Origin of the sequence: Bacillus haikouensis, assembly GCF_013179555.1 — a bacterium.
Classification (GTDB): domain Bacteria; phylum Bacillota; class Bacilli; order Bacillales; family Bacillaceae_B; genus Rossellomorea; species Rossellomorea haikouensis_A.
In genome coordinates this window covers 1-15,424 of record NZ_JABMCR010000012.1, presented here as the reverse complement: position 1 = coordinate 15,424, position 15,424 = coordinate 1, and the positions used below count along the sequence as shown (strand labels likewise).

At 43.5% G+C, this 15,424-nt stretch carries 13 protein-coding genes; all 13 read left to right on the top strand.

Features of this window, described 5'->3' with window-relative positions; all coding sequences use genetic code 11:
- Window positions 1-178: 178 nt before the first annotated feature.
- The gene (locus HP456_RS02520) at window positions 179-2,857 is read left to right on the top strand and encodes a cation-translocating P-type ATPase (protein ID WP_172248448.1); all 2,679 of its coding nucleotides are present in this window, start codon (window positions 179-181) and stop codon (window positions 2,855-2,857) included.
- A gap of 153 nt (window positions 2,858-3,010) precedes the next feature.
- Window positions 3,011-3,886, top strand: coding sequence for a YicC/YloC family endoribonuclease (locus HP456_RS02515; RefSeq protein WP_172248447.1), 876 nt, complete (start codon window positions 3,011-3,013; stop codon window positions 3,884-3,886).
- A 56-nt stretch (window positions 3,887-3,942) separates the two neighbouring features.
- Window positions 3,943-4,215, top strand: a complete 273-nt coding sequence (gene remA, locus HP456_RS02510) for an extracellular matrix/biofilm regulator RemA (protein ID WP_172248446.1) — start codon at window positions 3,943-3,945, stop codon at window positions 4,213-4,215.
- On the top strand, window positions 4,216-4,830 hold the full coding sequence (gene gmk, locus HP456_RS02505) for a guanylate kinase (protein WP_172248445.1): 615 nt from the start codon (window positions 4,216-4,218) through the stop codon (window positions 4,828-4,830).
- Window positions 4,831-5,052, top strand: a complete 222-nt coding sequence (gene rpoZ, locus HP456_RS02500; RefSeq protein WP_172248444.1) for a DNA-directed RNA polymerase subunit omega — start codon at window positions 4,831-4,833, stop codon at window positions 5,050-5,052.
- Window positions 5,053-5,193: 141 nt separating this feature from the next.
- Entirely contained in the window at window positions 5,194-6,417 is a 1,224-nt protein-coding gene (coaBC, locus tag HP456_RS02495) for a bifunctional phosphopantothenoylcysteine decarboxylase/phosphopantothenate--cysteine ligase CoaBC (protein ID WP_172248443.1), read from the top strand.
- Window positions 6,401-8,827, top strand: coding sequence for a primosomal protein N' (gene priA / locus HP456_RS02490; RefSeq protein WP_172248442.1), 2,427 nt, complete (start codon window positions 6,401-6,403; stop codon window positions 8,825-8,827). Before coaBC ends, priA begins: the two co-directional genes overlap by 17 nt.
- Window positions 8,828-8,853: 26 nt before the next feature.
- On the top strand, window positions 8,854-9,336 hold the full coding sequence (gene def, locus HP456_RS02485; RefSeq protein ID WP_172248441.1) for a peptide deformylase: 483 nt from the start codon (window positions 8,854-8,856) through the stop codon (window positions 9,334-9,336).
- Entirely contained in the window at window positions 9,336-10,280 is a 945-nt protein-coding gene (fmt, locus tag HP456_RS02480) for a methionyl-tRNA formyltransferase (RefSeq protein ID WP_172248440.1), read from the top strand. The genes def and fmt overlap by 1 nt, the downstream gene beginning before the upstream one ends.
- A gap of 1 nt (window position 10,281) precedes the next feature.
- Complete coding sequence (gene rsmB / locus HP456_RS02475; protein WP_172248439.1) at window positions 10,282-11,619, top strand: 16S rRNA (cytosine(967)-C(5))-methyltransferase RsmB; 1,338 nt, start codon at window positions 10,282-10,284, stop codon at window positions 11,617-11,619.
- 251 nt (window positions 11,620-11,870) lie between these two features.
- Window positions 11,871-12,620 carry a Stp1/IreP family PP2C-type Ser/Thr phosphatase gene (locus tag HP456_RS02470; RefSeq protein WP_172248438.1) on the top strand — a complete coding sequence of 250 codons (750 nt, stop codon included), beginning with the start codon at window positions 11,871-11,873 and terminating at the stop codon, window positions 12,618-12,620.
- Between the two features lie 6 nt (window positions 12,621-12,626).
- Window positions 12,627-14,633 carry a Stk1 family PASTA domain-containing Ser/Thr kinase gene (gene pknB, locus HP456_RS02465; RefSeq protein WP_172248437.1) on the top strand — a complete coding sequence of 669 codons (2,007 nt, stop codon included), beginning with the start codon at window positions 12,627-12,629 and terminating at the stop codon, window positions 14,631-14,633.
- Between the two features lie 136 nt (window positions 14,634-14,769).
- Window positions 14,770-15,424: ribosome small subunit-dependent GTPase A (gene rsgA, locus HP456_RS02460; protein WP_172248436.1), on the top strand; the 655-nt coding region annotated here is incomplete at its 3' end.

Below are 15,424 nucleotides of genomic sequence, written 5' to 3'. Positions count from 1 at the left end.
GATTTCTGAACGTCTCAACCAACAGCGGTGTTTAAAATAGGAGCATTGATTGAGACTTCGGCAAAGATTAATTACCCAAAACATATTTAAATCATATCATTTTTTGGGACGAGTCTGAATAAGAATGCTAAGAGAAGATCAACTTTTCGTTATTGTAGGAGGAGAGTGAAATGGTTCCATGAAATTTCATGAGATGAGACAGGAAGATATAGAAAAGTCATTAAATACCGATTATCACAATGGACTGACAGCAAAAGATGTATCCGAAAGAAGAAAACAATTTGGATATAACCAGCTGGAGGAAGCAGAAAAACAATCAGCTCTGCTACTATTCTTCAGCCAATTTAAAGATTTCATGGTGCTTGTTTTGCTCGCTGCTACACTCATTTCCGGGTTATTGGGAGAGTATATCGATGCGGTTGCGATTATTGCCATCGTCCTCATTAACGGATTTCTTGGTTTCTTCCAGGAAAGGAAAGCCGAGAAGTCACTACATGCCCTCAAGGAATTGTCTGCCCCACAAGTCTCGGTTCTGAGAGATGGAAGCTGGGTGAAGATTCCGTCCAGAGAAGTAATTGTTGGGGATATCGTCCGGTTTGGGAGCGGTGATCGAATCGGAGCGGATCTCCGGCTGATCGAATGCAATAACTTAGAAATTGAAGAGTCTGCACTGACTGGTGAATCTGTACCGGTCACGAAATCCACTGCTCCTGTCATTGGAGAACATAACAGTCTCGGAGATTTGGAAAATATGGCTTTCATGGGAACACTGATAACGAGGGGGAATGGGGTCGGCGTCGTGACGGCCATCGGAATGAAGACTGCGATGGGACAAATTGCGGATATGCTCCAAAAAGCAGAAACGATGACCACCCCCCTTCAAAGAAGGCTTGAAGAGTTGGGGAAAATCCTCATAACAGTAGCTTTGATCCTAACAGCACTTGTGGTGGGGGTAGGTGTGATTCAGGGTCATGACATCTACACTATGTTCTTAGCTGGGGTGTCACTTGCTGTTGCTGCTATTCCTGAAGGTCTTCCTGCCATCGTGACGGTTGCCCTTTCACTTGGCGTACAGCGAATGATCAAAAAGAAGGCAATTGTCAGGAAACTGCCGGCTGTGGAGACACTTGGATGTGCATCGGTCATATGCTCTGATAAAACAGGGACACTGACACAGAATAAGATGACCGTCACTCATTTATGGAGCGGAGGAAGAACCTGGTCCGTGTCTGGAACCGGATATGAGCCGGATGGACAATTTTACAGCGGTGAAGAAAGGGTTTCTCCACACAGTCAAAAAGCACTCAATCAATTACTCACCTTCGGCATGCTGTGTAATAATGCTGAACTTGTCACCCGGGGGAACAGCTTCACAGTGGACGGGGATCCTACTGAAGGAGCTCTCCTGGTAGCGGGTATAAAAGCAGGTTTGCATAGAGATGCTTTATTGCAAAAATTTCAGATCGTTAAAGAATTTCCTTTCGACTCCACAAGGAAAATGATGAGCGTCGTCGTCGTTGATCAACACGGTAAGCAATTTTCAGTGACGAAAGGTGCTCCCGATGTATTGGCTGCCAATAGTGAATCCATTCTGTGGGAAGATAAGCTGCAGATGAAAACGAGGGAAATATCACAAAGGGTGGAGGGTGCGATCAGTGAAATGGCATCGAATGCCCTCAGAAATATTGCGATTGCATTCAAACCTCTTCAAGGCGCAAATGTTGAATCATTGAGTGAAAAAGATGTGGAGGAAGGAATCACCTTCATAGGGCTTCAGGGAATGATCGATCCGCCAAGGCCGGAAGTCAAACAAGCTGTAAGGGAGTGTAAGGCTGCGGGTATCAAAACAGTCATGATAACGGGCGATCATATCCTGACCGCGAAAGCCATCGCTCAACAATTAGGTATTTTGAAAAGGAATGACAAAGTGTTAGATGGAAAAGCGTTAAATGAAATGGAAGTCAAGGAACTCGAGGACATGGTAGAAGATGTCACTGTCTTTGCACGAGTGTCCCCTGAGCATAAATTGAAAATCGTGAAAGCATTGCAGAACAGGGGCCATGTCGTAGCGATGACGGGTGATGGAGTGAACGATGCCCCAGCCATCAAGACGGCTGATATCGGAGTGGCGATGGGGATAACCGGCACAGATGTCGCCAAGGAATCATCTTCCCTGGTCCTGCTGGATGATAACTTTGCAACCATTAAATCTGCCATTCAGGAAGGGCGCAACATCTATGAAAATATCCGGAAGTTCATCCGATACCTGCTTGCATCCAATGTCGGGGAAATCCTGGTCATGTTATTTGCCATGCTGCTTGCATTGCCGCTTCCCCTCGTCCCGATCCAGATCCTTTGGGTCAACCTCGTCACAGATGGTCTTCCCGCAATGGCGTTGGGACTTGATAAACCTGAAGATGATGTGATGAAGAGAAAACCCAGGAATATGAATGAGGGAGTTTTTGCAAGGGGGTTGGGCTGGAAAGTCGTTTCCAGGGGATTCTTGATTGGAATCGTCACCTTGCTCGCTTTCATCCTTGCATATAAAGCACACCCTGATCATCTTGCTTACGCACAGACAGTTGCCTTTGCAACTCTTGTAATGGCTCAATTGATACATGTGTTTGACTGCAGGAGTGAAGTATCCGTATTTTCGAGAAATCCGTTTGGGAATATGTATCTCGTCTGGTCAGTCATTTCATCACTGGTTCTCATGCTCTTGGTCATTTACATTCCTGCCCTGCAGCCGATCTTCCATACGGTGCCGATCGAGCTGAAGGACTGGATGCTGATCATCGGTCTGAGCTCTGTTCCAACCTTTTTACTTGCAGGTTCATTTTTTGCAAGAAAAAAATAGTTAAATGTGGTATAATCCAAAAGGTAATAGAGTTTTGTTCTCTATTACCTTTTTCATATATTCAGACCATTCATCCTTAATCGCGGGGAGTCTCTATACATAACCGAACAACATTACATACACTAATATACATACGGATTGGAAGTGATCGTAATGGTTGTCAGTATGACAGGATTTGGAAGAAGCAAGATGGATTCAGGACTACATACCATAACAGTCGAAATGAAATCGGTGAATCATAGATTCCATGAATGTACGATCAGGCTGCCCAGACAGCTGATGAAGCTTGAAGATAAAATTAAGAAGCAGGTTTCTGAATTTATCAAACGAGGGAAAGTGGATATTTTCATCACGATTACCGGAGACGGTCTGGTTCATCGTAACCTGCATATTGACTGGAAGCTCATTCGAGATTATTATCAGTTAGTACATGAAATTAAAGATCGTTTTTCCTTGAAGGGTGAAGTGGAGTTAAATCAATTACTATCCAGGGAAGAGTTCATCATGATTGATGAAATGGAAGAAGAAAACGAAGGTCTCGACCAATTGGTCTTACAGGCTGTCATGCAGGCTTCCTGTGAATTAAAGGAAATGAGGATGAAGGAAGGAAATTCCTTGAAGGAGGATTTCCTGACCCACTTGAATCATTTCGAACAAAAAGTTTCTGAGTTAAGCAGCTTTGCGCCGAACGTGGTCACTCAATACAGAGAAAGACTAAGGAAGAAGATGATGGAGTACAGTGAAGGGGCAATTGATGATAACCGTTTGTTGAATGAAGTCGCCATCATGGCTGATAAATCAGATATTACGGAAGAATTAACCCGTCTGAACAGCCACATCCTTTACTTTCACTCTACGTTGAACAGGAATGAACCTGTTGGACGAAAGCTTGATTTTATGCTTCAGGAAATGAATAGGGAAGTAAACACCATTGGCTCGAAAGCGAATGATTCAAGCATCACTACTCTGGTTGTAGAGTTAAAGTCCACGCTTGAAAAGCTCAGGGAACAAGTACAAAATGTCGAATAAGAAGTTTAGTTTACTCTAAATACGGAGAAACTAAGCTATTGATTAGGAGGAGCGTCATGTCTATTAAGCTCATCAATATTGGTTTTGGGAATATTGTATCAGCGAACCGCATCATCTCTATTGTAAGTCCCGAATCGGCACCCATCAAACGTTTGATTCAAGATGCAAGGGATCGGGGGACTTTAGTGGATGCTACATACGGAAGAAGAACACGCGCAGTCATCATTACAGATAGTGATCACGTAATTTTGTCAGCTGTTCAACCAGAGACCGTTGCTCATCGGTTAACGGATAAAGAGGATTTGCAAGAAGAAGGGCAGGGTAAATAAATGAATGAAAAAGGGTTGCTCATCGTACTTTCCGGTCCTTCTGGTGTAGGGAAAGGTACAGTGCGTAAAGCGATTTTTTCCCAAGAAGATACGAAATTTGAGTATTCCATTTCGATGACCACCCGCAAGCCTCGGGATGGTGAAGTGGACGGAGTCGATTATTTCTTTAAATCACGAGAAGAATTTGAAGAACTCATCGGGCAGGGGAAACTGCTTGAATATGCGGAATTTGTAGGGAACTATTACGGTACTCCTGTTGACTATGTCCGTGAAACCATCAACAAAGGTAAAGATGTCTTTCTGGAAATTGAAGTGCAGGGTGCTCAGCAGGTACGTGATAAGTTCCCGGAAGGATTATTCATCTTCCTCGCACCTCCCAGCCTGTCTGAACTGCAGAACCGCCTGGTAACCAGGGGAACGGAAACCGATGAGGTCATCCAGGGTAGATTGAACACTGCAAGAAAAGAAATTGAAATGATGAATCTTTATGACTATATCGTGGAAAATGACAAAATTGAAAATGCGGTAGAAAAAATCAATTCGATTGTGCAGGCTGAACATTGTAAAAGAGTAAAAGTTCAACAACGATATATTAAAATGCTGGAGGTTGAATAGATGTTATACCCATCCATTGACTCATTAATGAAAAAAATAGATTCTAAATATTCTTTAGTAAGTATCGCTGCTAAGCGTGCAAGAAATCTTCAGGATACCGGTGATTTCCGCTTGAACAAATATGCTTCACAAAAGTTTGTCGGTAAAGCGCTCGAAGAAATTCACTCAGGTCAATTATCCATGAAGGAAAGAGATGAAAAAGCTGTATATTCCGATGAGTAATATCGGCGTTTCTTAGCTTAATGATACGATCAGAGGGTTGACTCGGAAGATTTATTAATCTTCGTGAGACAGCCCTATTTTCTTTTTAGCTGAAAATCCTTCATAATAAAAGGAAGTATAAAGGTACTGGGGGAAAGTCCGATGAGACTGGGGAAAAAAATTCTATTATGTGTTACAGGCGGTATCGCCGTATATAAAGCTGCTGCTCTCACTAGTAAGCTTGTGCAAAACGGGGCGGAAGTAAAAGTCATCATGTCAGAATCCGCGCAGGAATTTGTAGCGCCGCTTACGTTTCAAGCCCTTTCGAGACAGGATGTATATTGGGATACGTTTGACGAAAAGGAATCTTCTAAAATAGCTCATATCGACTTGGCTGATTGGGCAGACCTTATCCTGGTTGCGCCCGCCACTGCAAATATAATCGGAAAACTTGCGAATGGTATTGCGGATGATATGATATCGACCACCCTGCTCGCAACCAAGGCACCTGTTTGGGTCGCCCCTGCAATGAATGTACATATGTATGACCATCCTGCTGTCCAAAGAAACATAATGACTCTCTTCGAAGATGGCTGTCGATTTATCGAACCGGGTGAAGGATACTTAGCTTGTGGATATGTTGGAAAAGGAAGGCTTGAAGAACCGGAAAGAATCGTGCAAATCATACAAGATCACTTTGCTGAATCCAATAATGAAAGATCTCTGCTTAATGGTAAGCGGGTGGTTATAACTGCAGGGCCAACGAGGGAAATGGTCGATCCGGTCCGCTTCTTTTCCAACCGTTCCACAGGTAAGATGGGGTACGCACTAGCGGAAGCCGCCATCCAGCTGGGAGCCAATGTGACTTTAATCTCCGGCCCGGCAGCAATTAAACCGCCTGCAGGTGCTCACTATGTAGAGGTGAATTCTGCAGAAGAGATGTATGAGGCGGTTCATTCGGTGTTCAATCAAGCTGATATTGTAGTGAAAAGTGCTGCGGTCGCAGATTATCGCCCTAAAGAAGTGATGGAGCATAAATTAAAGAAGAAAGACGGGAATCTGGTACTGGAATTCGAACGTACAAAGGATATCCTGAAGAGCCTCGGGGAAAAGAAAGACCAGCAATTTTTAATTGGATTTGCAGCAGAAACGACGAATGTAGAGGAGTATGCCAAAGCCAAGCTGCATAAAAAAAATGCTGATATGATCGTGGCCAATAATGTTAGCGAAACAGGTTCGGGGTTTGGGACTGATACTAATAAAGTTTCAATCATTACGGAGAGTGAAGTACGGCATCTGCCGCTTCTTTCCAAACATGAAGCAGCGAAGGAGATTTTCAAAGATGCAATGAAACAAATGAGGAATAAACATGAAAAACATAGCTAGTGTCATCGTTGATGTCCCCGCAATGCAGACTGATCGCACATATGATTATCTTGTACCCGATAAATGGATTGGCAGCATCTTTCCAGGGATGAGGGTGGCAGTTCCTTTTGGACCAAGAAAAATACAGGGATTCGTGATCGAACTAAAAGAAAAAGGGGAAGTTTCAAAGCTGAAAGAGATCTCTGAACCTATGGATCTTGTCCCGGTACTGAATGAAGAACTACTCTCATTGGGAGCATGGCTGACGGATAAAACCTTATGCTTTAAAATATCGGCATTTCAAGCCATGCTGCCGGCAGCTATGAAAGCAAAGTATGAAAAAATTTTTCGTTTGGAAGAATGTGCAGAATTGGAAAAATTACCAATCCGATTAAAACCCTTTTTCCAAAAACGGAGCGAAGTTTCCTGGAAGGCGGTTGAGGAAGCCGGATTCCTTCCGCTCATTCAGAAGCAAGTGAAAAATGGGAACGTTGATGTCATTTATAAAGTAAAAGCAAAGGGGAATAAGAAGAAATTAAAAAAAATACATCCTAATTTCCTCGAAAATCAGCTTGAACATGTCCTGGAGGGGCTTCCTCCCCAGGCAATCAAACAAAAAGAGGTCATTAAATATATTTCACGGAATGGAAAGGCAGAAAGCGGATTTCTTCTCAATGACATCATTGAAGGAGCCGGAACCACTGCTTCCACGATTAAATCACTGGTAAATAAAGGTCTGCTGCTCGAAAAGTATGTAGAAGTATACCGTGATCCTTATGAGAACAGAGTGTTTGAAAAGACTTCGCCATTGCATTTGACATATCAGCAGGCTGAAGCCATCAAGCCCATACTTGATAAAATAGCCCGTTCACTTCATCAGACGTTTCTTCTTTATGGCGTAACAGGAAGCGGGAAAACAGAAATTTATCTCCAATCCATCCAGCGAGTATTGGAGGAAGGGAAGGAAGCGATCGTCCTAGTCCCTGAGATCTCCCTTACCCCGCAAATGGTCCATCGCTTCAAAGGGCGCTTTGGTGATGACGTCGCTGTGCTGCACAGCGGATTATCGGTCGGGGAAAAATATGATGAATGGAGAAAAATCCAACGGAAAGAAGTAAAGGTGGTTGTCGGGGCGAGGTCTGCTATTTTCGCACCATTTGAAAATATCGGGATCATTATCATCGATGAAGAACACGAAACGAGTTATAAACAAGAAGAAAATCCGCGCTATCATGCAAGGGATGTAGCAGTTCACAGGGCAGAGGATCATAAATGCCCCGTTATCCTTGGAAGCGCCACCCCCTCTTTGGAATCATTTGCACGTGCTTCAAAAGGTGTCTATGAGCTGCTGACTTTAAGTAAAAGGATGAATGATGGCGAGCTTCCGAAAGTATCCATCGTTGATATGAGAGAAGAATTAAGAAATGGAAATCGTTCGATGTTCTCCCAAGAACTTTTTGACAATCTTCAAGACAGATTGGAGAAAGGGGAACAGACGGTTTTATTCTTAAACAGGAGGGGGCATTCCTCTTTTATTATGTGCAGGGATTGCGGATTCGTCCTGCAATGCCCGCATTGTGATATTTCTCTTACGTATCATCGCTTTTCGAATGGCATGAAATGTCATTACTGCGGTTATGAAGAAAGTGTACCAACTGCATGCCCGGAATGCACGAGTGAACATATCCGGTATTTTGGAACCGGCACACAGAAGGTGGAAGAGGAATTGAATAAGCTCTTGCCGGGTGCAAGGATCATCCGAATGGATGTGGATACAACCAGCCGGAAGGGATCGCATGAAAAATTATTGACCGCATTCGGTGAAGGAAAAGCGGACATCCTGCTCGGTACTCAAATGATTGCAAAAGGGCTGGATTTCCCCAATATTACACTGGTGGGTGTATTAAGTGCTGATACCATGCTTCATTTACCAGACTTCCGGGCAGCTGAAAAAACCTTTCAGCTCTTGACCCAGGTAAGCGGCAGGGCGGGAAGGCACTCACTTCCCGGTGAAGTGGTCATTCAAACGTATACACCGGAGCATTATTCAATCGGATTGGCATCCGAACATGATTATGATCGATTTTATTTGCAGGAAATGATGATGAGAAAAATGGGGGCTTATCCGCCATTTTATTTCATCACCTTGATCACGCTTAGCCATGAAGATTTGATGAAGGTCGTGGATATCGCTGAGAAATTATCTGGCTTTATACGTTCACGACTGTCGGAATCCACCATTATTCTCGGACCGGCTGCTTCTCCGATTCCCCGGATAAAAAATAGATATCGTTACCAATGTTTGATAAAATACAAGCGGGAACCGAATCTTACAGGCACACTGAAAACTGTGTTAGATCAATTTCAACAACAATATGCATCTGGGGGATTATCTATCTCGATTGATGTGAATCCTTATATGATGATGTAAAGTTATATAGAAAGATGAGGGTATAAATGTCTATTCTACCAATTGTAAAGCATCCTGATCCGATCCTGGAAAAAGAATGCGAAAAAGTGACTGAATTTGATAAAAAACTAAAAAAATTGCTTAACAATATGTATGACACGATGATTGAAGCGGATGGTGTAGGTTTGGCTGCACCGCAAATAGGAGTGGACCTTCAGGTAGCCATCGTTGATATCGGTGATGAAACCGGCACAATCGAACTGATCAATCCAGAAATTATCGAAGAAAACGGAACCGATTCGGATCTCGAAGGCTGCCTGAGCTTTCCGGGATTGTACGGGGAGGTTACAAGATCATCTTCTATAAAAGTCCGGACTTATAACAGAAAAGGAAAGTTGGTGGAGTTTCAGGCCAAAGGTTTTATGGCACGTGCCATCCAGCATGAAATAGATCATTTACATGGAATCCTGTTTACATCGAAAATAGAAAAATTGATAACCGAAGAAGATTTAGAAGGGTATGAAGTTTAATGACAAAGATCGTTTTTATGGGAACACCTGATTTTTCAGTGCCTGTGTTACAATCACTCCTGCACGCTGAATATGATGTGATTGCGGTTGTGACCCAGCCTGACCGGCCAGTGGGGAGGAAACGAGTACTGACACCGCCCCCTGTCAAAGCAGAGGCGATGAAGCATGGTATCCCTGTTTATCAGCCTGAGAAAATCAGGAATGAAGAGGACCTGAATGAAATATTGGCCCTGAACCCGGACCTTATCGTCACGGCAGCGTTCGGGCAGATCCTTCCGAAAGAATTACTGGATGCACCTGCTTATGGGTGTATAAACGTTCACGCATCATTACTCCCGGAATTAAGAGGCGGAGCACCGATTCACTACTCTATTATTCAAGGAAAGAAAAAAACAGGGGTAACCATCATGTATATGGTAGAACGGCTTGATGCAGGTGATATGATCAGCCAGGTTGAGGTGGGGATCGAAGAAACAGACCACGTTGGAACACTTCACGACAAACTGAGTGCAGCAGGCTCAAAACTGTTGATTGACACATTACCCGACTTGTTGAAAGGTAAACTGGATCCATTAAAGCAAGATGACTCTAAAGCGACTTTCGCTAGGAATATCAAAAGAGAACAAGAAAAGATCGACTGGACGAAAAACGGCGAAGAAATCTATAATCATATCAGGGGAATGCACCCTTGGCCGGTAGCCTATACCACATTGGCCGGTGCGGTTATGAAGGTATGGTGGGGAGAGAAAACAACCAGCAGTAAATCTCTGGTTCCCGGTGAGATTATTGAAGTGCAAAAGGATGGTTTCGTCGTGTCAACCGGCAATGAAGTAGCAATAAAAATAACAGACTTACAGCCTTCGGGAAAGAAAAGAATGAGCGCTGTGGACTACCTTCGCGGAGCAGGTGCGCATATAGAAGAAGGAATGAAGTTAGGAGAATAAGATGAGTAAAAAAAAGAAAAGCGTGAGGGAAGCAGCACTGGATGTCATTGAAGCAGTCGAGAAGAATCAATCGTATAGCAATCTTCTGTTGAATTCCGTCATTGAAAAGAATGAGCTTCCCTCAAAAGACATAGGTCTCTTGACCGAACTTACCTATGGAACCATACAGAGAAAACTGACATTGGACTATTTTCTTGCTCCCTTCTTAAAGGGAAAGCTGGATGACTGGGTGCGCCACTTATTAAGATTGTCTCTTTATCAGCTCGTCTACCTGGACCGGATTCCTGATAGAGCGGTATTACATGAAGCGGTGGAAATAGCCAAAAAAAGAGGACATAAAGGGATTTCGGGACTGGTAAATGGCGTGCTTCGCTCAATCCAGAGAAAAGGCCTCCCTTCATTGGAAGAGATAGAAGATCCGATTGAAAGAGTTTCACTAGAAACAAGTCATCCCTTCTGGCTGGTGAAACGCTGGGAAGAGCAGTTCGGATTAGAGAAAACACGCGAGATGTGCGAGATGAACCTGGTCGCTCCGAAACAAACAGCACGCGTGAATACAACTAAGTTGACGAGAGAGGAACTTATACATAAATTAAGCGACATAGGAGTAGAAGTGAAAGCTAGTCCTGTTACGGAAGAGGCGGTTCATACATTGAGAGGGAATCTGGTGAAGACGGATGCCTATCGCAATGGCGAATTAACCATTCAGGATGAAAGCTCCATGCTGGTTGCACATGCTCTCGAATTGAAAAAGAATATGAAGATATTGGATGCATGCGCTGCCCCTGGAGGCAAATCAACCCATATTGCTGAACTGCTTGGAGGAACTGGCGAGGTCCATGCATTGGATTTGCATAAGCATAAAGTCAAGTTGATTGAAGAAAACGCCTCCCGTTTAGGTCTTTCGAATATCTTTACTTCCCCTCTGGACAGCAGAAAAGCCGGTGATAAATTCGAGAGGGAAAGCTTCGATCGCATTCTTGTCGATGCCCCCTGCTCCGGATTTGGTGTTCTAAGAAGAAAACCAGATATTAAATACGCTAAAAAAGAAAAGGATCTGCACTCTCTTCAAAAAATACAGCTCGACATCTTATCGGCAGTTGCACCGCTGCTGCAAAAAGGTGGAATTTTAGTATACAGTACCTGTACAGTTGATAAGAATGAAAATGAAGGTACAGTGCGTTCTTTCTTAAGTGACCACCCTGACTTTGAACCATATCATTTAAAGAAGCTACCTGAAACAGTACAGCCTTTTATTGAAGGAAATGAACTGCAAGTGTTTCCACAGGATTTCGGCGGAGACGGATTTTATATTTCCTGTTTCATTAAGAAGAGCTAATGTCCCCCCTTCCCATGGAAAATAGCGTAAAATGAATGATTTTGTATTTTGCAAGCAGGAAAATGCTCGATTTAAGTCGTACATGTACTAGAAGCACGTTATCTTTGTAATAGGAAGAATGTATTTTTGTTCCACACCCCTTTGCCATTATGATTACGTTGATGCTTTTGAACCAAGGAAGAGTAAATGGATGGCATAAGGCATGATGGAGCTCAACATAGGGGAGCGAATGAAGAGAAGAGGTGACCTAAGTGAAAACTGTGTATTATACGGATAAAGGGAAAGTGCGTCAACTCAACGAAGATAGTGTCGGTGTATTCAAGAATTCTCATGAAGACTATCTTGCAGTTGTAGCTGATGGGATGGGTGGACATCGTGCAGGGGATGTTGCAAGTACATTGGCGATTTCCATTTTGAAGGATAAGTGGGAAAAAACGGACCAATTCCAGACTGCGGACCAGGCTGAAAATTGGTTAAAAACGACTATTAACGAAGTGAACCAAGAAGTTTATAGTTATTCTCAATCCCATACAGAATGTGAAGGAATGGGCACTACGCTGGTTGGAGCAATCTGTACATCGCTGTTTGCCACAATCGTAAACATAGGGGACAGCAGGGGCTATATATTAAATGAAAACGGGTTTCACCAGCTTACAGAGGACCATACTTTAGTGAACGAACTTGTAAGAAGCGGCGAAATCTCTAAAGAAGATGCAGAACACCATCCAAGGAAGAATGTGATTTTGAGGGCGATCGGAACAGAAACGACGATTTCGATGGACATCAAGACGATTATGTTCGAAGATGATGATGTGCTGCTTCTATGCTCTGATGGATTATCGAATAAAGTTTCAGAACAAGAAATGAAAGAGGTCTTATCAAATGATGACTCTCTCGGGAATAAAGCCGAGAAGCTCGTTCATTTGGCTAACGATTACGGCGGGGAAGATAATATTACCGTCCTTATAGTCGAGTATGCCGCTGAAACGGAAAGCGGGTGATAGTACATGATGAATGGAAAGCGCATCAGTGGCCGATATAGAATCATTAAACTGATCGGCGGCGGAGGCATGGCCAATGTTTATTTAGCACACGACATGATTCTTGACCGTGAAGTGGCCATTAAAATGCTCCGGATGGATTTTGCAAATGAAGAAGAATTTATAAAACGATTTCAACGGGAAGCGCAATCTGCTACCAGCCTGGTTCACCCAAATATCGTCAGCATCTATGATGTAGGGGAAGAGGACGATCTCTATTACATCGTAATGGAATATGTGCAGGGCATGACCTTGAAACAATACATACAGCAGCACTCGCCAGTCGGTGTCGACAAAGCGCTGGATATTATGAAACAATTGACCTTGGCAATCTCACATGCTCACCAAAACCACATCGTGCACCGTGATATCAAGCCTCATAATATCCTGGTTGATGATGAAGGCAATGTGAAAATTACCGATTTCGGAATTGCCATGGCACTTAGCGCTACCTCAATCACCCAGACAAATTCTGTACTGGGCTCTGTGCATTATCTTTCACCAGAGCAGGCAAGGGGCGGAATGGCAACGAAAAAGTCAGATATTTATTCTCTAGGCATCGTGATGTTTGAATTATTGACAGGGCGCCTGCCATTTTCAGGGGAATCTGCTGTTTCAATCGCTTTGAAGCACTTGCAGTCAGAAACCCCATCTTTGAGAAGGTGGAACCCCGACATTCCACAAAGTGTAGAGAATATTGTCCTGAAAGCCACTGCCAAAGATCCTTTCAGGAGGTATGAAAACCTGGAAGAAATGGACGATGACTTAACAACAGCACTCGATCCCGAACGGTTGGATGAACCGAAGTTTTCCGTTCCGATGGATGATGAAGCCACAAAGGCAATCCCCGTCATAACGGATGATAAAGGTTCTTCAAATCTGGACGATACCATCATCCATACCCAATCAAGTCCGGATACGAAGCATGCGGAACCGGTCAAAGCTGCCAAGAAAACCAAACCTGCAAAAGGAAAGAAGGACAAATCCAAGAAGAAAAACAAAAAGAGAAAATGGCCTGTCCTGATTATCAGCCTGTTCTTTCTAATTATTATATTGGGAGTTGCAGCTATAACGGTCCTTCCTGAATTACTGGGACCAAAGGAGATAAAAGTACCGGATGTAGCAGGGAAGGAACCGACCGAGGCAGTTTCCATCATTGTGTCGGAAGGGTTTGCAGTAGGTGAAACAAAAGAGCAGACCAGCGATACCGTACCCGAGGGAGAAGTAATCAAAACAAATCCTAAGGCAGGGCGCATGGCGAATGAAGGGTCGTCAATTGATCTTTACGTCAGTACGGGCAGGGAAAAGGTAGAAGTGGAGGATTTCAAAGGAAAAGACTATGAAGAGGTTGCTTCCAGTCTCGAAGAACAGGGCTTTACAGTCAAGAAAGAAGAGGAACCATCAACCGAAGAAGAAGAGGGAACAGTCATCGAGCAGGACCCTTCACCCGGTGATGAAGTTATTGCCAGTGAAACGACCATTACACTTACCGTAAGTACCGGACCATCCTCTTTTGAATTGCTTGACCTTAGAGACATGAGTCAAAAGGTACTCGATGATTATGCAAATTCTCGCGGTATTTCCATCGTTACCTCGGAAGAACAGTATTCGGAAGAGGTATCTGAAGGACATGTTATCTCTCAAGGGACAAAACCAGGCACCCCGACATACGAAGGAGACACTGTCTATGTCGTAATGTCAAAGGGACCGGAGCCTGTAAAAGAAAAGGAAGTTCATTTAGAAATCACTGTCCCATATGAAGGGGATGGTACGACTCCTCAAATAGTAGAAATTTTCCTCGAAGATAAAGATAGTACGTTTGAAGATAGTGAAGAGAAGACTGGCATTACTGAAGATACGAAATTCACCTTGAATTTCCTTCTGGAACAGGGGCAGCAAGGTAAATACAAGATAGTGGTCGATGGAAAAGAGTATAAATCCGGTACTGCAGAGTATCCTAAAGACGAAGAATAAAGAATGGAAGGGACTGTACCTCAGGCTTCTGATATCCTGGGGGGACAGTCCTCTTATTTTCCTTTATAATAAAAATATGCTATATAATTGAATGAATACATATAAGAATGTTTATTGATCGAATAGGAGGTCCCGAATGGCAGAAGGGAAAATTATCAAAGCATTAAGTGGATTTTATTATGTTCTATCTGATGGGAAGGTCACTCAATGCCGAGGCAGAGGGGTGTTCAGAAAGAATAAAGTGAATCCCCTTGTTGGCGATTACGTGGAATTCCAGGCAGAAAACGAAACAGATGGCTATATCCTTAAAGTATTTGAACGAAAAAATGAACTGGTGCGCCCGCCAATCGCGAATGTTGATCAGGCTATTTTAGTTTTTTCCGCGCGTGAACCTGATTTCAGCACCGCGTTATTAGACCGTTTTCTCGTATTGGTGGAAAGTAAGCGAATCGAACCGCTCATCTGCATTACAAAAATGGATTTGCTTCAAACCCATGAAGTAGCTGAGATTGAAGCATATGTGGGACACTACAGGTCATTTGGCTATGAAGTCGTCGCGACATCATCCAAGACAGAGCAGGGAATTGAGGAATTATTCCCTTTCATGAAAGCGAAAACCTCCGTATTTGCCGGTCAGTCCGGAGTGGGCAAATCAAGTTTATTGAACGTAATCAACCCCGAACTGGATCTGAAAACAGCTATGATTTCCTCTCATTTAGGAAGGGGGAAGCACACAACCCGCCATGTCGAACTGATTGACATTGATAATGGATTAGTGGCAGATACTCCGG